We start from the raw sequence: 23,476 nt of genomic DNA, 5'->3' as shown, positions 1-23,476 counted from the left end.
ATTCACTACGTAATGTCAGCATAGAATCATTCGGCCAAAACGGACGTTTTTTACCGCATGCACAGCTTTGTCCTACTGATCTGGCTGGCGCTATGCGCGGCGCAGGATGCCCGGCAACGGCGTATTGGCAACGCCCTCACGCTGGGTGTCGGCAGCCTCGCCGCGGCGTACTTGCTGTTGACCGGTCACACCTGGATCGGGGCCGATGCGGCACAAGGCGGCTGGGCAGTATTGCTGGCGCTGGTGCTTACTCTTCCCGGTTGTATTTTGAAACGTTTTGGCGCGGGCGATGTGAAATTAATGACAGCCTTGGCCATTGCGACGGACGGTGCGCACTTGCTCGGGGTATTTATCGGTGCAGCGCTGACCAGCGCCCTGTGGATACTGCTGGTGCCAAAACTCTGGCTGCATATGCGTCAAGGACTTAGAGAACATCTTCGATATATGGCACCAGAGATGTCAAAAAAGCTGCCATTTGCACCGTTCGTGCTGGCTGGAACAATTCTCGCTCTGCTCTGGTTCCACTAGTCGTCCCTTGCCACTACTGCTATGTACATAGTCAGAAAGTGCGTCTACTTTCAAAGCAACGCTGTACAGCATTGCGCTGTAAGTACAGGAACGGTCAGCCTTTGGCCTGGGCATGGAGTGGCAAGTGAACAAGCTTACGTCTGCAATAAAGGTTCTGGTAGTCGACGATCAGCCGCTGGTTGTCGAAGAACTCTGCGAATTCCTCGAGAGCAGCGGCTATCGTTGCGTGCCTTGCGAATCAAGCAAGCAGGCGATCGAACAATTCATCGAAGACTCAGCCATCGGCCTGGTGTTGTGTGACTTGCATATGCCGGACATGGACGGCATTGAACTGGTGCAGGAACTGCAACGGTTGTCGGGCAAGCACCGTGCTTTCGAAGCCATCATGCTCACGGGGCGCGCCGACAAGCAGGACGTGATCAAGGCATTGCGCGCCGGGATTGCCGACTACTACCAGAAGCCGATTGATCTGGACGAACTGCTCGAAGGTCTGCAACGCCAGGAAGTGGCACTGCAAGAGCGGCAGAAAACCCTGCAACTGGGCCATCTGAATCAGAAGCTGCAATACCTGTCCGAGTCGATTGACGACCTTTACCAGGACCTCGACAAAGTCCGCCGCGGTCCTGCCACGGTGAGTGACGAAGCGTCGGGTAATGTCGAAGGGCTGGAGATACCGGCGATTTTCAATCAGCTGTCGCCACGCCAGCTCGATGTCGCGCGGTTGGTAGGCAAGGGCCAGACCAACTACCAGATCGCGTGTGAACTGGGGATTACCGAAAACACGGTAAAACTCTATGTCTCGCAGGTGCTGCGCCTGACGCATATGCACAACCGCACCCAATTGGCTTTGGCGTTGTCACCGAGCAACTCGGGACGTCAACGCGTGACCGCGCACTGACCCTTGTCGACCCCGCTCTTGCGCGGGGTCACCTACCTCAACCGCCGCAACTCAACCGATAGAGATCTTCGACTTGGGAAACAGGTTGTCGAGGGTTTCCAGCAAGCGCACGTGATAAATCGGTTTGCGGAACAGGTCCAGCACCTGCAGACGCAGCATGTCGCTGACATCCTCCATGTCCGCATGCCCGGACGTGACGATCACCGGCAAATGCTGGCGCGAGGTGTGTTCACGCAGACGCTTGATCAGCGACATCCCGCTTTCTTCCGGCATGCGCAGATCAGTGATCACCAAGGCGATATCGGGATGGCGGGTGAGATGGTGCAAGGCGAGCTTCACCGACGTTGCGGTGTGACAGGTGAAGCCTTCGCCCTCCAGCAACTCCGCAAGCTCCAGCAGTGCGTCCTCTTCATCGTCGACGAGGAGCAACTGCTGGCGCGGAGTATGTGAAGAGTTCATGGGCAACACCTGCAATGGACTAAGTGCTGACGTTAGAACCCAATGGCTGCATTGACAAGTTAACTGCCGGTGACGGCGGGTGTCAGCGCGGTTTGGATAGCGGTCAAAATCCTGGTGACCTGCGTGCCGATGCCGTTCCCGAACGCAGCAATCACCAGCGCCACCAGACCAACCACCAGCGCATATTCGATAGCCGAAGCACCCTCAGTGTCTTTGGCCAGGTTTTTGAAGAACGCGAATTCGGATTTGATTTTCGCAACAACGCGGGAATACGACATGAGGATTCTCCTTGAGCGCACCAGGTGTTGCGCGTTCGCAACATGATTTCCCTGTGCCAGCATCAGCATTGTCGGCATTTCCTGCCCCAACAACTGTAAGAACGAATTAACGCTTTAGTAGAGGTGCGCGGTTTAACGGCATAAAACGACGTTTGGCGCGTTAGCCCTCTGATTTTCGCGGATATTTGAGCGTGTTTAATGGCGTTTTGTTCGCGCTGCGCTACCGTCAAATAGCGAAATAGTTACTTGTTCATAGCTGCCTGATTGCGAATTTGTCTCGATGGATACACGGGTCATTGCAAAAGACACAACGCAGCAGGAAAGGGAGAGCCGTCATGAACAGTCGCGTCACTTTGGGTCTGGCCGGATTGCTGCTGCTAGGCGCCATCCTCGCCGGATACTGGGGGCTGACTTTGAGCCGTCAACCGGCCGTTGAACCGGCCGCAGCGCCCGCTGCTGTAGCTGTCGTAGCACCGAACGTTGCGCCTGCGACACCGGTTGAAGACCCGACCCGCCAACCCGTTGTTGTCCTGCTGCGCGATATCGCGCCGTTCGTGAAAATCACCGCGGCCGATGTCGCGGTGGAAAAACTGCGCACTGCTCCCGCCGGCAGCCTTGGCGGTGTCGACCAGGTGATCGGCCGCACGCCTTGGCGCCCGTTGAGCGCCGGTAGTTGGTTGAGTGAAGAAAGCTTCGAAGCGGGCAGCCAACTGGCACGCATGATCCGCCCTGGCGAACGCGCGTTGGCCGTGGCGGTGGATGAAGTGATTAACGCCGGTGGCCAATTGGCGCCCGGCGATTACGTCGATGTGCTGCTGTTTCTGCGCAAGGACGAAAGCAACTCGCAGGCCTCGGCGCAACTGGTGGTGCCAGCGGTGCGCGTGCTGGTCGTCGGCAGCCAGATGGGCCTGACCAACGAGGGTCAACCCGCCAGCCCCACGCGTACCGAGGAAGAGCGCCTAAAACAGGAACAACAACGCCTGGCCGCGCGCAGCGTGGTGCTTGCGGTGCCGGAACCGTTGCTCAGTCGTTTGATGCTGGCGTCGGGCGCCGGTGTGCTACGCCTCGCTGTGCGCAGCGCCGATGAGCAGCAACTGGCGAAATACTGGGCCGGCGAAAACGATGTGGCCACACGGCTCGATACACCGCGTCGGGATTTGCTCGAGTTCAGCCAATTGTCCCTGACACCCCCGCCCAGGCCCGTCGCTGTGGCCGGCCAACCGGCTGCGCGCAAACCCGCCGTGGAAGTCATCCGCGGTGCAGACACCGCCCAACCCACTCCCTGATCCGAGCAAGGACGCCTTTACATGCGCAAACGCTTTACGCCTCTGTTCAACGGCCTGTTTCGAGTCTCGCTGCTGAGCGTCGCCTCGATCGGCACTGCCGCCGCCAGCAACTGCGCCGCGCTCGGTCCGTTGCCGGCGACACTGGAAGTCGGCGAAGGCCTGCAACAAGCGCTGCAATCACCCGTGCCCATCACTCGGGTGGCGGTGGGTGACCCGAAAATCGCCGATGTGCGCGTGACCGGCGATCAAGGGGTGTTGCTCACCGGCGTCGCGCCCGGCGCCACCACGTTGATGATCTGGAGTGCCTGTGCCAGCGCGCCGCTGCAAAGCATGGTGTTTGTGCAGGGCAAGGCCAGTGCGGCGATGACCGCTGTTGCGTTACCGGCAAGCGCCGACTTGAACCTGCCGTCGCAAGTACAGACCGACATCCGTTTTGTCGAAGTCAGCCGCACCAAACTGAAAGAGGCCGGCACCTCGATCTACGGTAAAGGCTCCAACAACTTCCTGTTCGGCGGCCCGGGCACGGTGCCAGGCACCGTAGTCAGGCCGGGTACGGTGCCGGTCATTGCGCCGAGCATTCCGTTGGTCAACGACGCGTTCAACATTGTCTGGGGCGGCGGCAGCAGCAAATTTCTCGGCATCGTCAATGCGCTGGAAGGCAGCGGTTTTGCCTACACCCTGGCGCGGCCAAGTCTGGTGGCGTTGAGCGGGCAGAGCGCGAGCTTCCTTGCTGGCGGTGAGATTCCGATCCCGGTGCCGAGCGCCAACAGCAACAGTTACTCCATCGAATACAAGGAGTTCGGCATCCGCCTGACGCTGACCCCGACCGTGGTCAGCAACAACCGCATCGCGCTCAAAGTCGCCCCTGAAGTCAGCGAGCTGGACTACAACAATGGCGTGACCATCGGCGGCACCACCGTGCCGGCATTCACCATCCGCCGCACCGACACCAGCATCTCTCTGGCCGACGGTGAAAGCTTTGTGATCAGCGGGTTGATCAGCACGCGCAACGCCTCTGAAGTGAACAAGTTTCCCGGCCTTGGCGACATCCCGGTCCTCGGCGCATTTTTCCGCAACTCGTCGATCAATCGCGAAGAGCGCGAGTTGCTGATGATCGTCACCCCGCACCTGGTGCAGCCACTGGCTGCCAATGCGCCGCTGCCTTCGCTGCCGGGGGAAAAACTGCGCAACTACGACCCGAACTGGTATCGCCTGTACTTCCTCGAAAACGGCAACTTCGATAAACGCAGCGGATTATCGCAATGAGCCAGAACCTGAGTCAGACCTTCCTCGCCATCACCCGTAACGACACCGATCTTGAGTGGCTGCAAGGTGCGCTGGCGCCACTGGGGCAAGTGGTCAGCGCCGGTGGCGGCAGCCTTGACGAGTTGCTGGCGCTGGTCGATGTGACCTTCGCCAGCCTGGTGTTCGTGGGGCTTGATCGTGATCATCTGGTGGCGCAAAGCGCCCTGATCGAAGGAGTGCTGGAAGCCAAGCCGATGCTCGCCATCGTCGCCCTCGGTGACGGCATGGACAATCAGTTGGTGCTCAACGCAATGCGCGCCGGCGCGCGGGATTTTGTCGCCTACGGTTCACGCTCCAGTGAAGTGGCCGGGCTGGTGCGACGCCTGAGCAAACGCCTGCCGGCGGTGACGCCGAGCACTCAGCTCGGTGGTTTGACCGTGCTCTACGGCGTACAAAGCAACGCCGACGGCGCACTGCTCGCCAACCACATGGCGCTGGTGGTGCAGAAGAGCGGCCAGCAAACCTTGCTGCTCGATCTGGGCCTGCCGCGCGGCGACAGTCTGGCCTTGCTCGGGCTCGAGAGTTCGTTCCATTTCGGCGATGCGCTGCGTCACTTGCGGCGGCTCGACACGACCCTGATCGACAGCGCCTTCACCAGCGCCGAAGCGGGCCTGCGCATTCTTGCCTACGCCAATGGCGACGAGCCGCTGGAGCGCACCAGCGCCGCCGAGTTGTACATGTTGCTCAGTGCCTTGCGCCAGCACTTCCAGCACATCGTGGTCAACCTCACCGGTCAGCCCGACAGCGAAGCGCTGCGCACCTTCGTCAGCCATTGCGACAAGCTGATCTGGTACACCGACCAGAACGTTCTCGACTGTCGGCGCAACCTTGCGGTGCTCAATCTGTGGCGCGAAAAAGGCATGAAACTCGACCACTGCCGGCTGTTGGTGGATCGTTACCTGCGCAACGTCGCACCGGATTCCGACACCCTCGGCAAAACCTTCGGCCTGGAGGTAATCGCGGTGCTGGCCTACAGCCCGGAGGTCCGCCTTAACGCCAAAAACCAGGGCGTCAGCCTGTTCGAACTGGCCCCGCGTGAAGCCATCAGCCAGAGCCTGCGTACCCTCGGCGAACGTCTGGCAAAACGCTCCGAGGGCCTGGCCAAACCCAAAGTCAGCTGGTTCGACCGCTTGCGAGGCACCTCATGAACGGCGAGCAATTGTTCGGCGGGTCGCAGCGCCCCGCGTCCGGCAACACCGATCACGATGGCCTGAAACTGGTGCTGCACCGTTACATCATCGACGCCATCGAAGAGTCAGGGAAAAACCTGCTGGAAGGCTCGCGGCAGGTGCTTTCGCAATTCGTCATCGACAAGGTCGCCGAATACATCGCGCGCCTGCATTTGGCGATTTCCCGTTATGAGATGGAGCGTCTGGCCGAAGAAATCGTCGATGAGCTGACCGGTTTCGGCCCGCTGGAGGTGCTGCTGCGCGACAGCGCGGTGACCGAGATTCTGGTCAACGGCCCGCACCGGGTGTTCATCGAACGCGACGGCGTGCTGCACCTTAGCGACCTGCGCTTTATTGATGCGCACCACGTTGAACGGGTGATGCAGCGCATTCTCGGGCCACTGGGTCGGCGTCTCGATGAGTCGTCGCCGATGGTTGATGCACGCCTGCCCGATGGCAGTCGGGTCAACGCCATCATTCCGCCGATTGCCCTCGACGGGCCGTGCCTGTCGATCCGCAAATTTCGCAAGGACATGCTCAAGAGCACTGACTTGATGGCAATGCAAACCATCGATCAGGCGATCTTCGACTTCATCCAGGAGGCGGTGGGCAAGCGCTGCAACATCCTCATCAGCGGCGGCACCGGCACCGGCAAAACCACCTTGCTAAACATCCTCAGTCAATTGATCAATCCTAATGAACGTCTGGTGACCATCGAAGACGTTGCCGAATTGCAGCTCGGTCATCCTCACGTCGTGCGCCTCGAAACCCGGCCGCCAAACGCCGAAGGCCATGGCGAGGTGAAAGCCAGCGACCTGATCCGCAACGCTCTGCGCATGCGGCCCGACCGGATCATCCTTGGCGAGATTCGCGGCGTTGAAGTGGTCGATGTGCTGACGGCGATGAACACCGGTCACGACGGCTCGATGAGCACCGTGCACGCCAACAATGCCCAGGACGCCTTGCTGCGTCTGGAGACCCTGGTCGGCCTGACCGGGCGCACCATCGCCGAACGCACCCTGCGCCAGATGATTTGCGCCGCGCTGGATGTGGTGATTCAACTGACGCGCATGCCGGACGGCCGTCGCTGCGTCAGTGAGGTGGTGGAGGTGGTCGGCGTGCGCGATGACGTCTACGTCACCAATACGCTGTTCCGTCTCGACCGCCGCACAGGCTTCGGCTTCATGCGCGAGGCGGTCAACCCGGCGGGCGACAAGTTGCGCCGTGAACCGATGCTTGCGCACTGAGGGCCCACAGCATGCTCAAACCGCTGTTGCTGATCGTGATTTGCCTGACCTTGCTGGGGTTGTCGCTGCGGCTGTTCTACAGCGGCTGGCGTCAGGGCGGGACCGAACGGGTGCTTGATCGGCTGAATCAGGGGCAACCGCCATTAACGGTGGAGGCACCGTGCTGGGCGGGGCTTGAACGCGCGTTTCTGCGTGCGGGACTGGGCCGGCCGACCGAGCGTATCGGCCTCTGGTTGCTGCTGTGGGCCTTTGCGATGCTCATCGGTTTCGCCGTGGCGGGGCTGGTTGGCTTGCTGGTGCTGTTCGTCTTGCCGCCGCTTGCCCTGCGCGGGTATGTCAGTTGGCGCTATCAACGTCGGCTGCGGCGAATGATCGAACAATTGCCGCAATTGCTCGACCACACTGTGCGCAGCCTGAAGTCCGGACGTACCCTCGCCGATGCGGTGCTCGGTGCCATCGACGCCAGTGAAGATCCGCTCAAGGATGCCATGGGCCGTGTGCAGCGCGGCGTGCAGTTGGGCGTGAGTCTGCCGGACGCCGTGTCGGATCTGGCCGAACTCTATGAGCGCGACGAGTTTCGCCTGTTCGCCCTCGGCCTCAAGGTCAATCATCGTTACGGCGGCAACGCCAGCGAGCTGCTGGAAAACCTGATCAAGATGATCCGCGAGCGCGATCAGGCCGCGCGTCAGTTACGCGCGATGACCGGTGAAACCCGCCTCACCGCTTGGGTGCTGGGCCTGCTGCCGATCACCATGGCCGGGTATTTCCTGATGGCCAATCCGATTTATCTGGTCGCCATGTGGCACGACCCTTCCGGGCAGCGGATGCTGGCCACGGCGTTCGGCATGCAGGTGATCGGCAGTCTGTTGCTCTGGCGGATGTTGCGCAGCCTATGACGACGCCACTGATGATCAGCGCCTTGCTCTTGCTGGGCGCCGCGCTGTTGCTGCTTTTCAGCCTGCTGGATCAGCGCCGCCGCAGCCAGCAGATCAGCCGGCGACTGGAGGGCGACCTGCTGCGGCAGAATCGCTTCGGCAATCTGCTGCACGTGCTTGGCGAGAGCAAAGTCGGCCAGCACAGCGTCAAGCTCGATAACGAAACCCAGACCCTGCTCAACCGTCTCGGCTGGCGCAGCGCCCGTCAGCGCTCGCTGTTCGCCGCCTGCCAGATTGGCTCGCCGTTGTTGCTGCTGGCGCTGACCGTGCTGCTGCAAGCGGTATTTTTTCCCGCCGTGGAAAAACAGTGGATCGCGCCGCTGTTCGCCCTCGGCGTGGGCTATCTGTTGCCCAAACGGCTGTTGGTGATCGCGGTCGCTCGCCGGCAAAAACAACTGGCCAGCGAGATCAGCACGTTCATCCCGCTGTTGCGCATCCTCTTCGAATCCGGCATGGCCGTGGAGCAGGCGCTGCGTGTATTGAGCCACGAAAGTCAGGCGTTGCTGCCGGTGCTGACCCAGGAATTACGTCTGGTGCTGGCGCGGGTCGACTCTGGTCTTGAACTGGGCGAAGAACTCAACAAAGCCACGCAGTTGCTGGCGGTCGACGAGTTCACCGACACCTGCGTGATCCTCCAGCAACTGCTGTATCAGGGCGGCGGCGCGATGAAATCGCTGCTGTCGCTCAAGCAACTGCTCGATGACCGGCGCCTGACGCGCCTGCAGGAATACATCTCGAAAATGTCCGCGAAAATGTCCGTCGTGATGATGCTGTTTCTCTTCCCGGCGTTATTGATTGTCCTGGCCGGCCCGGGCTTCACCGCCCTGGCGAAGGCGTTGGGGGCTTGAAGGAGGGGTGATGAAAGCAATGATTGCAGGTGTCTGTTTGCTGATGCTCGGTGGCTGTGCCAACACCGGGCAAAACCCGTGGCAAGCGCTGACCAGTAACGCCAGTTGCGCCAAGTTGAATTCCGATCAACAGCTGTCGCTGAACCTCGCCGATGACATGGCCAGCGACGGCAAACTGCACGCCAGCCTCGCCAACCTGCAAAGCCTGCCGGACAACATCGCGGATGTGCGTCTGCGCAAGGCCAAGGCGTACCGCTTGCTCGGTCGCAGCGAGGCCGAGCCTTTGTATCGCAGCCTGCTCGGTTCATGCCTGGCCGCCGAAGCCGAACATGGCTTGGGCCAATTGGCAGCCGCCAGGTCCGACTACGCCCAGGCGCAGGCGCACTTGCAACGCGCCGCACGCCTGGCGCCGACTGACGAAAAAATCCGTAATGATCTGGGGGTGGTTTACCTCAACCAGTTGCGCATTGAAGACGCACGCTTCGAATTCCTCACCGCCATGGAGCTCAAGCAGAGCGATCAGTTGGCGGCGCTGAACCTGGTGACGCTGTTGCTTTATCAGGACGACTGGAACCGCGCCGCCGAACTGGTCAGCCGTCTCGGCCTGAGCCCTGCGCAGTTCAGCGAAGCCCAGGGCCGCGCGGAAAAACTCAAAGTGCCGAGCCCGGCCACCGCCGCCGTCACGGCGATGCTCAAGTAAGGAGACCGCGATGAGAGCTGCCATTTTTTTTGTTGGCCTGCTGGCACTGCCGCTGACCAGCCACGCCATCGATGCCGGCCCGGCCTCGGCCCAGCAACAGGAAACCGAAGGCTGGCTGCTGCTGCAAAGCCGCAACAAGGTTGCCTCGCCGGTCGTGCAAACCCAGACGCCGACTGAACGGGAACTGGCCATGCAGCGCTGGCTGAAAAGCTACCTGCATGAGATTCCGCAGTATTTCGATCAGGACGAGGGCGGGGAGGTCGACAGCGGATCGGGCGGCTGATCTGGTCGGCAGGTTCACCGCGTTATCGTTCATCGCTGGCAAAGTCAGCTCCCACAGGGTCCGCGCTGATATGAGACTGGCGCATGACCTGTGGGAGCTGGCTTGCCAGCGATGGCGGTCTGTCAGCCCTACAAACTGGTCTGCCCCCTACAACTGATAACTGAAGCTGATGCTGTACCGCGGTTTGCGATTGAAAGTGTCCAGTGCCTCATCGGACATCGCCTTCGCCGCCTCCAACGCAATGTTGTAGTACTTGGCGTCACCAAACCTTAACCCGATCGCTGTCGATGACAGGTTATTGGCCTGCACCGGCAAATCATTGAACCAGCTGCGTGAGCGGTCGAGCACCACGTACGGTTGCAGGATGCGCACCCAGTTGCCTTCCCGGTTGAAGCTGTAGTTGACCTCGTAAGCCACCCCCCAACCCTTGTCGCCGGACGCCTGGTCATCGGGATAACCGCGACCGAAATTCTGCCCGCCGAACACGGCGCGCTCGCTGTCGGGCAGGGTGTCGTCGCTCCAGTACAACGCCGCCGACAGCACGCCTTGCCAGTTATCGAAGAATTTGTCGCTCTGCACACCGGAGAGCCGCGCGCGGAAGAAGTCCAGGTCGATGTCGTCGAAGTTGGTGTGCGCGCCCAGGCTGTCGAAACCCTGATAGACGCCTGCGCTGAGGATGCGCAATTGGCGGGCATCGGCCTTGCGCCAGTCACCTTCGAAGGCGAGGGCGCGAATGTCGGTGCGGAATTCCGTGCTGAACGGAAAGTTGATGCCGTCGTAGCGGGTCTTGTCGTCGACCGCGTACAGGCGCGAGCCGGCAGTCAGCAGTTCGTTGGCGGAGGCAATCAACGGCACGCTGAAGCCGATCGAGTAACGGTCGTTTTCGCGATGGGTATCGAGGCGGCCGCCATTGTTGACCAGCACCTCGGTACCGGGGTCGGCACGGTAGCGCGAGGCCGACAGATTCAGTTGTGTACCTTCAGCATCGAGAAACTGGCTGTAGTCGAGGCGATAGTAACGTTCGTGGTCATCCCCCGGCGGGAACAGGCCGCTGAGGGTCAGTTGCTCGCCCATGGACGTCTGCGAATTGCTGCTGACACCGAGCAATGCTTGCGTGCCGTTACGGTTGTTTTCGGTGGCGCTCAGCGTGCTGGTGAACGGTTTGCGGCTGGCCTCGGCGATCAGCGTCGTAGCGCCGTCAGTGGTGCCGGGCGGCGGCACCTGGGCCTGAATCGTCACGCCGGGGATGCGCGTCATCAGCGTGGTGTAGCGCTCGAAGGTCTTGCGCGTCAGCGGCCGTTCGGCCTGGATTTTCGCCGCCAGTTTGTCGAGCAGGCCTTTGACCCGACCGACATCGCCCTGCATCTGCACATCGCGAACGTAGCCTTCGACCAGCACCACGCGCGCCACGCCGTCGTCGAAATTCTGTTGCGGCAGGAAGGCATAGGACAACAGATAGCCGTCCTGTTGATAGCGTCGGGTGATGTTGCGCGTGGCCTCGATCAGGTCGGCGAGGCGGGTCTGGCGGCCGATCAGCGGCTTGTAGACTTCGGCCAGTTCGTTGAGCGGATAAATCGTTCCGCCTTCGATCTGCACGGTCCTCAGATTGACCTTGGTCTCCATTTGCAACGGTTGCGCGGCAGCGCCGGGGTCAGGCACTTCCAGCGGCGTGGTGCTTGGGCGATAAGCGTCGGCCGGCAGGTTGGGCACGGGCAGGTTGCGGGTGGTTTCGTTGCTATTGAGAAAGCTGGGGAGGGTGTCGGCGAGGGCGGAGGAACTGAGACTGAGGCACAGCAGGGATGCCATAACGCGCATAGGACACTCCATGGTCAGAACACAGCGAAGGGCTGATTTTCCTAAGAAAAAAGCGGAAGACTCGTGGGAATCTTCCGCCCTCAACCAAGCGTAGGCGCTGTAGGTAAGGCCGTCGAATCGGCCAGGTGCAATTTAGCGTTTATTGCCTCCCAGAGCGCCGGTCAAACCACCGAGCACGCCGCCCAGCCCGCCAGTTGTGGTGCCGCCGGTAGTGCCTGCACCGGCACCGCCATCGACCAGCCCACCGACGGCGCCGACGGTAGCCCCCACGTTGTTGACCAGACCTCCGACGGCTGTCGTGACCGGGTTGTTGGTGGCAGCGATTGTGTTGCCGATGTTGCTGACTGCGCCGCCGACCTGGGTGGTGAGACCGGCCACAGGTGCGGAGATCCCGGTGGTGGCGCCGACATTTTGGGTCAGGCTGGTGACCGCGCTGGTAACCGGGTTCAGACCAGCACCCACTGTGGCACCGACGGTGGCCAGTGCTGACGTCGGAGCGGTGATCGGTGTGCCCGATCCGCCAAGTGCAGTGTTGATCGAGGCGATGGTATTGCCCAAACCACCGGCCGCTACACCACCTGCACTGACCACGCCGTTGGTGCTGCCGGCATTCAAGCCTGCGCCGACGTTGGCCACTGCGCCGCCGACGGTTTGCAGCAGGCCCGTGCCGGCCAGAGCGCCGCCGACCCCACCGACGCCACCGCCACCGACACTGCCGCTACTGATAGCGCCACCGACCGCCGCGACGGCGCCGCCGACACCACTGACAGCGCCGCCTACGGTACTGCCGGCACCGCCTGCACCACCTATGCCACCGACCGCCCCACCGATACCTGCGACAGCGCCGCCGACACCACTGACAGCCCCACCCACAGCGCCGCCGACACCCCCGACACCCCCGACACCGCCGATACCACCGGTACCCGAGCCGGTGCCGTTGGACACCAGGCCACCGGCCTTGCCAACGGCTGTGCCGGTATTGCTCAGCGCACCGCCGAGGGTGTTGGTCAGGGCATTGCCATGACCGGCGTCGGTGACCTTGCCACCCAAGCCATTCACCGCGCCGCCGACTTGCGAGATCACACCTTTGAGCGGAGTGCCCAGGCCGGTGGCGCTACCGATTTTGTCAGTCGTACTTTCAACCATGGCAATCACCGGCACCAGTTTGCCGCCAACGGTATTGGTCAGTTGGCTGGTTGGGCCGGTACTGAGTGTTGTGTTCAACGTGTCGCCGAGCATGGTGACTTTCACGCCTACGCCATCGAGCAACGGAGCCACTTTGGTGACCACGCCGCCGACCACCGGGACGCGATTGGTTGCAGTCGCCAGTTTGCCGCTCAGATCGGAGACGCCGTCACCGACATCCTGCACAACGCCGCCGACCGAAGAGACGGTAGTGGTGAGGCCTTTTGGATCAGTCGCCAGTTTACCAATGCCGTTGGTTACGCCATCACCCAGTGTGGTGACGACGTTGCCAGCAGTGTTGGCCGCGCTCTGCACTACGCCGCCGACGATTGGCGCGCCGCTCAGGGAGTCGCCCACCTGGCCAACACCATCGCCGACGCCGCTGACTGTTTTACCGACATCCTGCACGAGGGTGGTGGTCACCAGCGCTGGAGGGGGATTAGTCGGGTTGGTTGGATCTGTCGGGTTCGTTGGATTGGTTGGATCTGTCGGGTTTGTAGGGTTTGTCGGATTGGTAGGATCAGTACCGCCGGTGCCACCCGTTCCCCCGGTCCCCCCGGTTCCACCCGTGCCGGCGGTATCACCGGGTCCGCCTGTGCCGCCAGTGCCGCCTGTGCCGCCTGTGCCTCCGGTATTGCCAGTGCCGCCTGTGCCACCCGTTCCGGCGGTGTCACCGGTTCCGCCAGTGCCGCCAGTGCCGCCAGTGTCACCGGTTCCGCCAGTGCCGCCAGTGCCGCCAGTGCCGGCAGTATCACCGGTTCCGCCTGTTCCACCCGTTCCGCCAGTCCCATCGGTACCGGCGGCGCTGTCCGACGAAGAGCTGCCCGGAGTGCTCTTGTGACCGCCACCGCCGCTGCTGCAACCGGTGAGGCCGAGGGAAAGCATCAATGCCAGAGCGATTGCCGATTTGCACCACACGTTTTGAGTTTTCATGATCGAGTACCTGCACCTGTCACAACGTTCGTCGTCTTCGATGGCTCGCCGATCTGTTGTCGGTGATGCCTCGTCCGTTGTGTCAATCTCAGTCCGGGGGCAGGGTTCGCACCATTCTCAAGTTGGTATTAACGCCTTTATATAGAAGGCGCTGTTCAGCGCCTAAGGACTAATACCCACGATATAAACGCCCAAAAAAAAGCCTTGAAAATCAAGGCTGGTTGTTTGCCGGATCGGGGGGCAGAGCGCGCAAAAACTTAAGTGATATATACACAATTTACAGGCTTGCCCCCCGTCACGACCGGAATGGCATTCAGCTAATCGGCTGCCAACTACCCACCATGTGCTCAAGGTCTCCCGCGCCCACCAGTCGCAATTGGCCGCTGGACCCTGCCTCGCTCGCGAGCAATGTCACCTCACTCGGCAATCGCACCGGTTTGCGAAAGTGCACGGTGACTTCGAAATTGGCCTTGGGCAAATGATCCGCCAATGCCGCGAGTGTCCGAGCCTTGTTCCACAAACCATGGGCAATGACCGTAGGGAAACCGAACAGCTTGGCGCTGGCCGCACTCAAGTGAATCGGGTTGTAGTCACCGGACACCTTGGCGTATTGCCGGCCGATGTCTGCCGGTGCTTTCCAGTGCGCCACTTCAGTCAGCGCTTGCGACGGTTCCCAGCGCTGATCGACGGCCTCACCGTCGAGTTTCACACCGCGACAGAGCATCTGGCTTTCGGCTTCCCACAGCGGCCCGAGCTGATCGTCCAGGGTGGTCAACAGATCGAACGTAGCCCCTTTGGGATGCGGTTGCAGGTTGTGTACGCGCACGCTGACTTGTGCCCGGCTGATCCCGCCCATCGGCCGCAGCACGCGAATGCGGTTGCGCAAATGAATCAACCCCAACAGCGGAAACGGAAAGTCCTTGGCCGTCAGCAATTGCATCTGCAAGGCAAACGCGAGGATGTGTGGATAAGTCGGCGGCAGCAGACCATCGTCGTTAAAACCGCAGACCTTGCGATAGTCCGCCAGCCGTTTGCGGTCGACATCGACCCAGCAGCGCAAACCACTGTCGGGCAGTTGCGTGCCGGTGATCTTGCGGCGTGTTGCTGCCCGTGCGTATAGCCCGGGCAAACTCGGTTCGCGGTCCAGCGTGTGCCATTCGATGCTCATGCCTATGCCCCCAGAACACTTTGCCCACAGACGCGCAGCGCCTGCCCGGTGAACGCGCCGGTGCCCGGTTGCGCCAGCCACGCCACGGCTTCGGCGACGTCCTGCGGCAAGCCGCCCTGGCCCAGCGAACTCATGCGTCGGCCGGCTTCACGCAGGCCAAACGGGATGTGTGCGGTCATCTGGGTTTCGATAAATCCCGGGGCCACGGCGTTGATGCTGATGCCGCGCTCCTGCAACGTCGGTGCCCAGGCCTGCGCGAGGCCGATCAAACCGGCCTTGCTTGCGGCATAGTTGGTTTGCCCGCGATTACCGGCGATGCCGCTGATAGAGGCCAACAGCACAACCCGCGCATCGTCATGCAAGGTGCCGCTGTCGAGCAGGGCCTTGGTCAGTACCTGCGGGGCGTTGAGGTTGACCGCCAGCACCGCGTCCCAGAATTCCGGGGTCATGTTGGCCAGGGTCTTGTCGCGAGTGATCCCTGCGTTGTGCACCAGAATGTCGAGGCCGTCCGGCAACTGCCCGATCAATTGCGCGGCGGCATCTTCGGCGCAGATATCGAGGGTGATGCTACGAGCACCCAGGCGTGCGGCGAGGGCTTCCAGATCGGACTTGGCCGGTGGCACGTCGAGCAGGATGACGTCAGCGCCATCGCGCGCGAGGGTCTCGGCAATCGATGCGCCAATACCGCGCGCCGCGCCGGTGACCAACGCCTTGCGCCCGGCGAGTGGCCGCGTCCAGTCCGTTACCTGTTTTGCGCACGCGGTCAGACGAATCACTTGCCCGGAGACAAAGGCACTTTTGGGCGACAGGAAAAACCGCAGCGGCCCTTCCAGTTGATCCTCAGCGCCTTCGCCGACATAGATCAATTGCAGCGTGCCGCCGCTGCGCAATTCCTTGGCCAGCGAGCGGGAGAAACCTTCCAGTGCACGTTGGGCGCTGGCCGCGAACGGATCGCGCAAGCCTTCCGGCGCCCGGCCAAGAATCACCAGATGGGCATTGTGCTCAAGGTTTTTCATCAGGGGCTGGAAGAACTCGCGCAGCTGTTTGAGCTGGTCGGTGTGCTGCAAGTCACTGGCGTCAAACACCACCGCTTTGAGTTTTGGGCCAAGGCCCGGAATCCACTCAGTGGCCGTCGCCGGTTGCTCGCCGTAACGGTAAATCCCCTCGGTCAAACGGTTGGCGAAAGCACTGATGCGCTCGGTCAACGGGCCACCCCCGATCAGCAGCGCACCTTCCACAGGCCGCAGGCGCCCGGCCTGCCAGCGCTCCAGTCGCACCGGCGACGGCAGGCCCAAGGCCCCGACCAGGCGATGGCCGATGGACGAGTTGGCGAAGTCGATATAGCGGTCAGACATGGAACGCTCTCCAGAAGTTGGGGTTCAAAGTGTGGACTGCCCAAGGCAATCGATCGTTCGATCCACGCAATAAGGCCTACGCTAGAACAGCAGAGTAGACCAATGCCCCTGTGGGAGCTGGCTTGCCAGCGATGGCGGACTGTCTGCCAATGAATGTGTTGGATGTGCCGGCCCCATCGCTGGCACGCCAGCTCCCGCAGGGGGCTATGTGAATCTGGAATCCAAACAGGAGCTTTTCATGAGTCAGCTGCGCCGCGTCGCGATCATCGGCGGTAACCGTATCCCCTTCGCCCGTTCCAATGGCCCTTACGCCGCGGCCAGTAATCAGGCGATGCTCACCGCAGCCCTCGAAGGCCTGATCGAACGCTACAACCTGCACGGCCAGCGCATTGGCGAAGTGGTGGCGGGCGCGGTGCTTAAATTGTCACGGGATATGAATCTGACCCGCGAATGCGTGCTCGGCTCACGCCTGTCACCAGCCACCCCGGCCTATGACATTCAGCAAGCCTGCGGCACCGGGCTGGAAGCGGCGTTGCTGGTGGCCAATAAAATCGCCCTCGGCCAGATCGATTGCGGCATTGCCGGCGGTGTCGACACCACTTCCGACGCGCCGATCAGCGTCAGCGAAGGCCTGCGCAAAATCCTCCTGCAAGCCAACCGTGCGAAGACCACCGGCGAAAAACTGAAAACGTTTCTGCAACTGCGCCCGCAACACCTGATCCCGGAATTTCCGCGCAACGGCGAAGCGCGCACTGGCCTGTCGATGGGCCAACACTGCGAGTTGATGGCGCAGACCTGGAATATTGCTCGCGAAGATCAAGATCAGTTGGCCCTCGAAAGTCATCACAAACTGGCCGCGTCTTATGGCGAAGGCTGGCACAACGATCTGGTGACGCCGTTCCTCGGACTGACCGGTGACAACAACCTGCGCCCGGACCTGACCCTGGAAAAACTCGCCGCGCTGAAACCGGCTTTCGAGAAAAGCGCCAAAGGCACGCTGACGGCGGGTAATTCCACACCACTGACGGATGGTGCATCGGTGGTACTGCTTGGCAGTGAGGAATGGGCGAACGAGCGTGGCTTGCCGATCCTGGCCTACCTGCGCGATGGCGAAACGGCGGCGGTGGACTTCGTCAACGGCGCCGAAGGCCTGCTGATGGCGCCGGTGTACGCGGTCCCCCGGTTGCTGGCGCGCAACGGCCTGACCTTGCAGGATTTCGACTATTACGAAATTCATGAAGCGTTCGCCGCGCAGGTGTTGTGTACGCTCAAGGCCTGGGAAGATCCCGAGTACTGCAAAACCCGTCTGGGGCTCGATGCGCCGCTGGGTGCTATCGACCGCAGTCGCCTCAACGTCAAAGGCAGCTCACTGGCGGCGGGGCATCCGTTTGCCGCGACTGGCGGGCGGATTGTCGCGAATCTGGCGAAGTTGCTGGATGTGGCGGGGCAGGGAAGGGGGTTGATTTCGATCTGCGCGGCGGGGGGGCAAGGTGTTACTGCGATAATTGAGCGCTAGAAAAGCCTCTCACCCTAGCCCTCTCCCGGGGGAGAGGGGACCGATTGGGGGATGCTTAAGAGATACACCGACCTGATCTGGTTTTACCGAATCCATAATCGGTAAGGAATATCAGGTCGATGGAGGACGCAAGACGACTCGGTTGGCCCCCTCTCCCTCGGGAGAGGGCTGGGGTGAGGGGCAAGGGCCTGAAAACCCGATGTCAGATTCTGTCGCAAATGCCCTCAACACCGTTTACCAACATTTACCACCGGCTCAGCTATGATTCGCTGCGGTCGATTTTTCGGCACAGTGTGTGCATTCATGAGGTTCACAGGTCGGCAACCCCTCCCCGAAGCGCGAGGATTGCCGTATAACGAGTGACATTCGCGTGTTTGGTAATAAAGGACCCACAATAAAAGCTGATGAAGACTCCAAAACGCATTGAACCCCTGATCGAGGACGGTCTGGTCGACGAAGTGCTGCGCCCACTGATGAGTGGTAAAGAAGCAGCTGTTTATGTGGTGCGCTGCGGCAATCAGTTACGTTGCGCAAAGGTCTACAAGGAGGCGAACAAACGCAGTTTCCGCCAGGCGTCCGAGTATCAGGAAGGTCGCAAGGTTCGCAACAGCCGACAGGCTCGAGCGATGGCCAAAGGCTCGAAGTTCGGCAAGAAAGAAACCGAAGACGCCTGGCAGAACGCTGAGGTCGCCGCGCTGTTCCGGCTGGCCGGCGCTGGCGTTCGGGTTCCGCAACCGTACGACTTCCTTGAAGGCGTGCTGTTGATGGAGCTGGTGGCCGATGAGTACGGCGATGCCGCGCCGCGTCTGAACGACGTGGTGCTGGAGCCCGATCAGGCGCGCGAGTATCACGCGTTCCTGATTTCGCAGATCGTGCTGATGTTGTGTACCGGTCTGGTGCACGGTGACCTCTCGGAGTTCAACGTGCTGCTGACGCCGACCGGCCCGGTGATCATCGATCTGCCGCAGGCAGTGGACGCGGCGGGCAACAACCACGCGTTCAGCATGCTCGAGCGTGACGTTGGCAACATGGCTTCTTACTTCGGGCGCTTTGCCCCGGAGTTGAAGAAGACCAAATACGCCAAGGAAATGTGGGCGTTGTACGAAGCCGGCACCTTGCACCCGGCCAGCGTGCTGACCGGTGAGTTCGACGATCCGGAAGAGCAGGCGGATGTTGGCGGCATTCTGCGTGAGATCGAAGCGGCGCGACTCGATGAAGAGCGCAAGCAAGCGATTCGTGCGGCGGATGACGAGCCCAAGGGCAAGTCGGACGAACCACCGCCTCCTCCGTGGATGCAGTGATTGCTTGAACAGAAACCCGGCTTCGGCCGGGTTTTTTGTGGGTGTGAATCGCCCTCACCCCAGCCCTCTCCCGGAGGGAGAGGGCGCCGACCGTGTCGGCCCGCGTGATACATCGACCTGAAAGACTGAGTCGATTATGGATTCGGCGAAGCCATAACAGACCGGCGTATGTTTAAAGCATCTCTCGGTCAGTCCCCTCTCCCTCGGGGAGAGGGCTAGGGTGAGGGCCACTTTCGGATCCTCACAAATTCGCGTCTACTGTCCACCGCTCCAACCCACACTCAAGGACTGAATGTGACCACCACTCGCAACGCCCCTCTGATCATCACGGCCCGGCTGATCTCCGATTTCGGCGCCTTCCTCAACATGGTCGCGCTGGCTACCTACGTTTATCTGCTCAGCAACAGCGCCATGAGCGTGGGGATTTTCCTTGCGAGCCGCGTGGGGGGCGGGATTTTTGCCAGTCTGATTGGCACGCGTTTTTATAGACGCTGGAGCGGCCGTCTGCCGCTGATCGCGTTCGATCTGCTGCGCGCCAGCGTGCTCGGATTGTTGCTGATCGTGCCGGTCAGTCAGCAAACGCTGCTGTTGCCGGTGATTGCCTTCGCTTTGGGCTTGGGTAATTCGATGTTTGCCATCGGTCTCAACAGTCAGCTACCACGGCTGATCGAGCCGTCGCAGTTGCTGAAGACCAACGGCTGGATCACCTCGGCTTCTTCCGCAGCCATGGTCGGTGGCAGTCTGGTTTCGGGGTTGCTGGTGGCGGGGTTTGGTTTCGAAACGGTATTTGCCCTGAACGCACTGACCTATTTGCTGGCGGCGTTGATGATTGTGCCGCTGCGTTTCGCACCTGCGACTGTCAATCCGGCGCCCGAGCACGGGGACTGGTCGGCCCTCAAGCAAGGTTTGCGCAGTGTTCCGGTGATTGCGGCGATGCTCGCGGTGACGATGGCCGACACCTTGGGCAGCGCCGCGCATAACGTCGGATTCCCGATCATTTCCAAACTGCTGTCACCGGATTCAGCGAGCACAACCCTGGGCCTGATGCTGGCGGTGTGGGCCAGTGGCAAACTGCTCGGCGCGCGGATCGCCAGCCGTTTGAAAGGCTCGGACAACATTCACCTGGAGCGTCGGTTTTTCTTCGGGGTGGCATTGATGTCCTGCGGTTTTATCCTGATGTTCCAGCAGCACAGCCTGTATGGACTGCTGTTGTTTTCGTTGCCGGCGGGGCTGGGTGACGGCTTCTCCGAGGTCGGTCTGATGTCGCGCCTGCAACGCGAGCCCGAGCATTTGCGCCTGCCGATTTTCAGCTTTTTGACGTTACTGCAGATGACCGGGTTCGGCGTCGGCATGCTGATCGCCGCACCGTTTTACGCAGGGTGGACGCCGGGTGCCGTGGTCATGTTGTTCCACGGCATTCCACTCGGCATGTTGCTGGCGGTGAAGGGGCTGGCGCTCAGGCGCGGGCGGGTTGCGCGCAGCAGCCCGACGCCAGTTCCTTGAGGATCGGGCAGTCGGGGCGATGATCGCCCTGACAGTGTTCGACCAGGTCCTGCAGCGTGTCGCGCAACTGGCCGAGCTCGCGGATCTTCTGGTTCAGTTCGTCGATGTGCTGACGCGCCAGCGCCTTCACATCGGCGCTGGCTCGTTGACGGTCCTGCCAGAGCGTCAGGAGCTTGCCGACTTCTTCCAGTGAAAAACCCAGGTCTCGCGAACGCTTGATGAAGGCCAGTGTGTGCAAGTCATCAGCGCCGTAGACCCGGTAGCCGCTGTCGGTGCGATGGGCCGCTTTGAGCAGGCCGGTCGACTCGTAATAGCGAATCATTTTCGCGCTCAGGCCACTTTGCCGGGCCGCTTGGCCGATGTTCATCGATGCTCCTCCAGATCCTTGGGTTTCCAGGTTTTCAACAGTAGCGCATTGCTCACTACGCTGACGCTCGACAATGCCATCGCCGCGCCGGCCAGCACCGGGTTGAGAAAGCCGAACGCCGCCAACGGAATGCCGATCAGGTTGTAGACGAAGGCCCAGAACAGGTTCTGGCGAATCTTCGCGTATGTCTTGCGGCTGATTTCCAGTGCCGCCGGCACCAGCCGTGGATCACCGCGCATCAGCGTAATGCCCGCCGCGTGCATGGCGACGTCGGTGCCGCCGCCCATGGCAATGCCGATGTCGGCCGCCGCGAGTGCCGGGGCGTCGTTGATACCATCGCCGACCATGGCCACGACACCGGTTTTTTTCAGTTCGGTGACGGTGGCGGCTTTGTCGGCAGGCAGCACTTCGGCGTGGACGTTGTGGATGCCCAACGCCTCAGCCACCACGCGCGCGCTGCCCCGGTTATCGCCGGTCAGCAAATGGCTTTGGATATTTCGAGCGGCAAGCTGTTGCACCGCTTCCAGGGCACCGGGCTTCAAGGTGTCACCGAACGCGAACAAGCCCAGCACACGCGGCTCGGGGCTTTGCTCGATCAGCCACGAAAGCGTACGGCCCTCGGCTTCCCAGGTCTTCGCTGATTCAGCCAGGTCACCGGCGCTCACGCCACTTTCTTCGAGCATTCGCCGATTGCCCAATGCCAGACGCCGACCGTCGAGATTGCCGGCAATGCCACGCCCGGTCAGCGACTGGCTATCGCTGACGTCCGGCACGCTCACGTTGCGTTCAGCGGCAGCGTCGAGCACCGCTTTGGCTAACGGGTGTTCACTGCCGCGTTGCAGGGCGCCGGCCAGTTGCAGCAGATGATCTTCATGACCGTCGACGGCACTGAAGTGCGCGATACGCGGCGTGCCGGAGGTCAGCGTGCCGGTCTTGTCGAACACCACGCTGCTGACTTCATGGGCGCGTTCCAGGGCTTCGGCGTCCTTGATCAGAATGCCGTGGCGCGCGGCCACGCCGGTACCGGCCATGATCGCGGTGGGTGTGGCGAGGCCGAGGGCGCAGGGGCAGGCGATCACCAATACCGCGACGGCGTTGATCAGCGCTGTCTCCAGCGGCGCGCCGTACAGCCACCAGCCGACCAGTGTCGCCAAGGCCAATACCAGCACGGTCGGGACGAACACCTGGCTGACTTTATCCACCAGTTTCTGGATCGGTGCTTTCGCCGCTTGGGCGTCTTCTACCAGGCGAATGATGCGCGCCAGCACGCTTTCCGCGCCGAGGGCGGTGGTGCGCACCAGCAGCCGGCCTTCGCCGTTGATGGCGCCGCCGGTAACGTTGTCGCCGGGCTGTTTCGGCACCGGCAGGCTCTCGCCGCTGATCAGTGCTTCGTCAGCGTGGCTTTGGCCTTCCAGCACTTCGCCGTCGACCGGGAAGCGCTCGCCGGGTTTGACCAACACCCGATCGTTGAGGCGCAGCGCGCTGATGGCGACATCCTGTTCGCGACCGTCAATCACTTGAATCGCCCGCTCCGGACGCAAAGCTTCGAGGGCGCGGATGGCGCTGGCGGTCTGGCGTTTGGCGCGGCTTTCCAGGTACTTGCCGAGCAGGACCAGCGCGATGACCACCGCCGACGCTTCGAAATACAGGTGCGGCATGCGCCCGGCGGCGGTGGCCCATTCGTAGAGACTCAAACCATAACCGGCGCTGGTGCCGAGGGCGACGAGCAAGTCCATGTTGCCGGCCCCGGCGCGCACGGCTTTCCATGCCGCCACGTAAAACCGCGCGCCGAAGATGAATTGCACGGGGGTGGCGAGGGCAAACTGCGCCCAGGCAGGGAGCATCCAATGGATGCCGAACGGTTGCAGCAACATCGGCAACACCAGCGGCAAGGCCAGGGCGATGGCGCAGATCAGTGCCCAGCGCTCACGTTGCAGACGCTGTTGCTGGTGATCGCTTTGAGGGTGTTCGGCTTGCCAGACGCTGGCGGCGTAACCGGCCTTGCTCACCGCGTCGAGCAGGATCTGTGGATCGATTTGACCGAGCAATTGGAGGTGGGCGCGTTCGTTGGCCAGATTGACGCTGACGCTGTTAACCCCGGGAACTTTGTTCAGGGCGCGCTCGACACGACCGACGCAGGACGCGCAGGTCATGCCGTCGATGCTCAATTCGAGGGTCTGTTGCGGCACGCTGTAACCGGCACGTTCAACGGCGTCCATCAACGCCGGCAGGCTGTCCTCGGGCGCCTCGACGCGGGCCTGTTCGGTGGCGAGGTTGACGCTGACGGCACTGGCGCCGCTGACTTTACTCAAGGCCCGCTCGACACGCCCGGCGCAACTGGCGCAGGTCATGCCGGCAATCGGCAGATCGAAAGTGATGGATTCGGACATCGGTTAC

At 61.7% G+C, this 23,476-nt stretch carries 21 protein-coding genes; 13 read left to right on the top strand and 8 right to left on the bottom strand.

All coding sequences use genetic code 11. The features are described from left to right. Positions 1–57 precede the first annotated feature (57 nt). Together AB4P91_RS02150 and AB4P91_RS02145 are read left to right on the top strand one after the other, a co-directional pair. Positions 58–528, top strand: a complete 471-nt coding sequence (locus AB4P91_RS02150) for a prepilin peptidase (protein ID WP_395604233.1) — start codon at positions 58–60, stop codon at positions 526–528. A 124-nt stretch (positions 529–652) separates the two neighbouring features. Continuing rightward, on the top strand, positions 653–1,426 hold the full coding sequence (locus AB4P91_RS02145) for a response regulator transcription factor (RefSeq protein WP_150594121.1): 774 nt from the start codon (positions 653–655) through the stop codon (positions 1,424–1,426). Between the two features lie 51 nt (positions 1,427–1,477). Here AB4P91_RS02145 and AB4P91_RS02140 read toward each other — a convergent pair whose 3' ends face one another. Both AB4P91_RS02140 and AB4P91_RS02135 read right to left on the bottom strand, forming a co-directional pair. Then, positions 1,478–1,885 (bottom strand): response regulator, encoded by a 408-nt coding sequence (locus AB4P91_RS02140; protein WP_395604232.1) that lies wholly within the window; start codon positions 1,883–1,885, stop codon positions 1,478–1,480. Between the two features lie 59 nt (positions 1,886–1,944). Further along, positions 1,945–2,232, bottom strand: a complete 288-nt coding sequence (locus tag AB4P91_RS02135; protein WP_395604231.1) for a Flp family type IVb pilin — start codon at positions 2,230–2,232, stop codon at positions 1,945–1,947. Between the two features lie 266 nt (positions 2,233–2,498). Between AB4P91_RS02135 and cpaB the strand changes: the two genes are divergently transcribed. From cpaB to AB4P91_RS02095, 8 genes are read left to right on the top strand one after another with little or no spacing between them, the layout of a single operon-like run. Next, positions 2,499–3,449 (top strand): Flp pilus assembly protein CpaB, encoded by a 951-nt coding sequence (gene cpaB / locus AB4P91_RS02130; protein ID WP_395604230.1) that lies wholly within the window; start codon positions 2,499–2,501, stop codon positions 3,447–3,449. Between the two features lie 21 nt (positions 3,450–3,470). Further along, the gene (locus AB4P91_RS02125) at positions 3,471–4,715 is read left to right on the top strand and encodes a type II and III secretion system protein family protein (protein ID WP_395604229.1); all 1,245 of its coding nucleotides are present in this window, start codon (positions 3,471–3,473) and stop codon (positions 4,713–4,715) included. After that, positions 4,712–5,902 carry a pilus assembly protein gene (locus AB4P91_RS02120; protein WP_150594126.1) on the top strand — a complete coding sequence of 397 codons (1,191 nt, stop codon included), beginning with the start codon at positions 4,712–4,714 and terminating at the stop codon, positions 5,900–5,902. The genes AB4P91_RS02125 and AB4P91_RS02120 overlap by 4 nt, the downstream gene beginning before the upstream one ends. Next, positions 5,899–7,170, top strand: coding sequence for a CpaF family protein (locus tag AB4P91_RS02115; protein WP_150594127.1), 1,272 nt, complete (start codon positions 5,899–5,901; stop codon positions 7,168–7,170). Before AB4P91_RS02120 ends, AB4P91_RS02115 begins: the two co-directional genes overlap by 4 nt. A gap of 11 nt (positions 7,171–7,181) precedes the next feature. Then, positions 7,182–8,066: a type II secretion system F family protein gene (locus AB4P91_RS02110; protein ID WP_395604228.1), complete on the top strand. Its 885-nt coding sequence runs from the start codon at positions 7,182–7,184 to the stop codon at positions 8,064–8,066. Next, a complete protein-coding gene (locus AB4P91_RS02105) occupies positions 8,063–8,953 on the top strand; it encodes a type II secretion system F family protein (RefSeq protein ID WP_150594129.1) in 891 nt (296 codons plus the stop codon). The genes AB4P91_RS02110 and AB4P91_RS02105 overlap by 4 nt, the downstream gene beginning before the upstream one ends. 10 nt (positions 8,954–8,963) lie before the next feature. Continuing rightward, the gene (locus AB4P91_RS02100; RefSeq protein ID WP_150594130.1) at positions 8,964–9,653 is read left to right on the top strand and encodes a tetratricopeptide repeat protein; all 690 of its coding nucleotides are present in this window, start codon (positions 8,964–8,966) and stop codon (positions 9,651–9,653) included. Between the two features lie 10 nt (positions 9,654–9,663). Next, positions 9,664–9,936, top strand: coding sequence for a DUF3613 domain-containing protein (locus AB4P91_RS02095; RefSeq protein ID WP_150687511.1), 273 nt, complete (start codon positions 9,664–9,666; stop codon positions 9,934–9,936). Between the two features lie 147 nt (positions 9,937–10,083). Here the strand turns inward: AB4P91_RS02095 and AB4P91_RS02090 are convergent, their stop codons facing one another. From AB4P91_RS02090 to AB4P91_RS02075, 4 genes are all read right to left on the bottom strand, one after another. Continuing rightward, a complete protein-coding gene (locus AB4P91_RS02090; RefSeq protein ID WP_395604227.1) occupies positions 10,084–11,751 on the bottom strand; it encodes a ShlB/FhaC/HecB family hemolysin secretion/activation protein in 1,668 nt (555 codons plus the stop codon). Positions 11,752–11,883: 132 nt separating this feature from the next. Beyond that, positions 11,884–13,869, bottom strand: a complete 1,986-nt coding sequence (locus AB4P91_RS02085) for a collagen-like triple helix repeat-containing protein (RefSeq protein WP_395604226.1) — start codon at positions 13,867–13,869, stop codon at positions 11,884–11,886. 313 nt (positions 13,870–14,182) lie between these two features. Continuing rightward, complete coding sequence (locus AB4P91_RS02080) at positions 14,183–15,037, bottom strand: MaoC family dehydratase (RefSeq protein WP_395604225.1); 855 nt, start codon at positions 15,035–15,037, stop codon at positions 14,183–14,185. Between the two features lie 2 nt (positions 15,038–15,039). After that, complete coding sequence (locus AB4P91_RS02075; protein ID WP_395604224.1) at positions 15,040–16,392, bottom strand: 3-oxoacyl-ACP reductase; 1,353 nt, start codon at positions 16,390–16,392, stop codon at positions 15,040–15,042. Positions 16,393–16,630: 238 nt separating this feature from the next. Here AB4P91_RS02075 and AB4P91_RS02070 point away from each other — a divergent pair, with 238 nt between their 5' ends. From AB4P91_RS02070 to AB4P91_RS02060, 3 genes are all read left to right on the top strand, one after another. Further along, positions 16,631–17,908, top strand: coding sequence for an acetyl-CoA C-acetyltransferase (locus tag AB4P91_RS02070; protein ID WP_395604223.1), 1,278 nt, complete (start codon positions 16,631–16,633; stop codon positions 17,906–17,908). A gap of 404 nt (positions 17,909–18,312) precedes the next feature. Next, entirely contained in the window at positions 18,313–19,209 is an 897-nt protein-coding gene (locus AB4P91_RS02065; protein ID WP_042557508.1) for a PA4780 family RIO1-like protein kinase, read from the top strand. Between the two features lie 294 nt (positions 19,210–19,503). Beyond that, positions 19,504–20,712 (top strand): MFS transporter, encoded by a 1,209-nt coding sequence (locus AB4P91_RS02060; RefSeq protein ID WP_395604222.1) that lies wholly within the window; start codon positions 19,504–19,506, stop codon positions 20,710–20,712. On the opposite strand, the gene cueR is transcribed toward AB4P91_RS02060, so the two are convergent. After that, complete coding sequence (gene cueR / locus AB4P91_RS02055) at positions 20,666–21,079, bottom strand: Cu(I)-responsive transcriptional regulator (protein WP_047299627.1); 414 nt, start codon at positions 21,077–21,079, stop codon at positions 20,666–20,668. The two genes, AB4P91_RS02060 and cueR, sit on opposite strands and share 47 nt — an antisense overlap. Further along, positions 21,076–23,469: a heavy metal translocating P-type ATPase gene (locus AB4P91_RS02050; RefSeq protein WP_395604221.1), complete on the bottom strand. Its 2,394-nt coding sequence runs from the start codon at positions 23,467–23,469 to the stop codon at positions 21,076–21,078. The genes cueR and AB4P91_RS02050 overlap by 4 nt, the downstream gene beginning before the upstream one ends. Positions 23,470–23,476: the final 7 nt, after the last annotated feature.

This window comes from Pseudomonas sp. B21128 (genome assembly GCF_044218865.1).
In the GTDB taxonomy this organism is placed as follows: Bacteria; Pseudomonadota; Gammaproteobacteria; order Pseudomonadales; family Pseudomonadaceae; genus Aquipseudomonas; species Aquipseudomonas iridis.
This window is presented reverse-complemented; position numbering and strand designations above follow the sequence as displayed.

What these genes read in the sequence shown, in the direction of transcription:
- AB4P91_RS02150 (WP_395604233.1), top strand. Translation starts at nt 58, where the DNA reads ATGCACAGCTTTGTCCTACTGATCTGGCTGGCGCTATGCGCGGCGCAG.
- AB4P91_RS02140 (WP_395604232.1), bottom strand. Translation starts at nt 1,885, where the DNA reads ATGAACTCTTCACATACTCCGCGCCAGCAGTTGCTCCTCGTCGACGAT.
- AB4P91_RS02135 (WP_395604231.1), bottom strand. Translation starts at nt 2,232, where the DNA reads ATGCTGATGCTGGCACAGGGAAATCATGTTGCGAACGCGCAACACCTG.
- cpaB (WP_395604230.1), top strand. Translation starts at nt 2,499, where the DNA reads ATGAACAGTCGCGTCACTTTGGGTCTGGCCGGATTGCTGCTGCTAGGC.
- AB4P91_RS02125 (WP_395604229.1), top strand. Translation starts at nt 3,471, where the DNA reads ATGCGCAAACGCTTTACGCCTCTGTTCAACGGCCTGTTTCGAGTCTCG.
- AB4P91_RS02120 (WP_150594126.1), top strand. Translation starts at nt 4,712, where the DNA reads ATGAGCCAGAACCTGAGTCAGACCTTCCTCGCCATCACCCGTAACGAC.
- AB4P91_RS02115 (WP_150594127.1), top strand. Translation starts at nt 5,899, where the DNA reads ATGAACGGCGAGCAATTGTTCGGCGGGTCGCAGCGCCCCGCGTCCGGC.
- AB4P91_RS02110 (WP_395604228.1), top strand. Translation starts at nt 7,182, where the DNA reads ATGCTCAAACCGCTGTTGCTGATCGTGATTTGCCTGACCTTGCTGGGG.
- AB4P91_RS02105 (WP_150594129.1), top strand. Translation starts at nt 8,063, where the DNA reads ATGACGACGCCACTGATGATCAGCGCCTTGCTCTTGCTGGGCGCCGCG.
- AB4P91_RS02100 (WP_150594130.1), top strand. Translation starts at nt 8,964, where the DNA reads ATGAAAGCAATGATTGCAGGTGTCTGTTTGCTGATGCTCGGTGGCTGT.
- AB4P91_RS02095 (WP_150687511.1), top strand. Translation starts at nt 9,664, where the DNA reads ATGAGAGCTGCCATTTTTTTTGTTGGCCTGCTGGCACTGCCGCTGACC.
- AB4P91_RS02090 (WP_395604227.1), bottom strand. Translation starts at nt 11,751, where the DNA reads ATGCGCGTTATGGCATCCCTGCTGTGCCTCAGTCTCAGTTCCTCCGCC.
- AB4P91_RS02085 (WP_395604226.1), bottom strand. Translation starts at nt 13,869, where the DNA reads ATGAAAACTCAAAACGTGTGGTGCAAATCGGCAATCGCTCTGGCATTG.
- AB4P91_RS02080 (WP_395604225.1), bottom strand. Translation starts at nt 15,037, where the DNA reads ATGAGCATCGAATGGCACACGCTGGACCGCGAACCGAGTTTGCCCGGG.
- AB4P91_RS02075 (WP_395604224.1), bottom strand. Translation starts at nt 16,392, where the DNA reads ATGTCTGACCGCTATATCGACTTCGCCAACTCGTCCATCGGCCATCGC.
- AB4P91_RS02070 (WP_395604223.1), top strand. Translation starts at nt 16,631, where the DNA reads ATGAGTCAGCTGCGCCGCGTCGCGATCATCGGCGGTAACCGTATCCCC.
- AB4P91_RS02065 (WP_042557508.1), top strand. Translation starts at nt 18,313, where the DNA reads ATGAAGACTCCAAAACGCATTGAACCCCTGATCGAGGACGGTCTGGTC.
- cueR (WP_047299627.1), bottom strand. Translation starts at nt 21,079, where the DNA reads ATGAACATCGGCCAAGCGGCCCGGCAAAGTGGCCTGAGCGCGAAAATG.
- AB4P91_RS02050 (WP_395604221.1), bottom strand. Translation starts at nt 23,469, where the DNA reads ATGTCCGAATCCATCACTTTCGATCTGCCGATTGCCGGCATGACCTGC.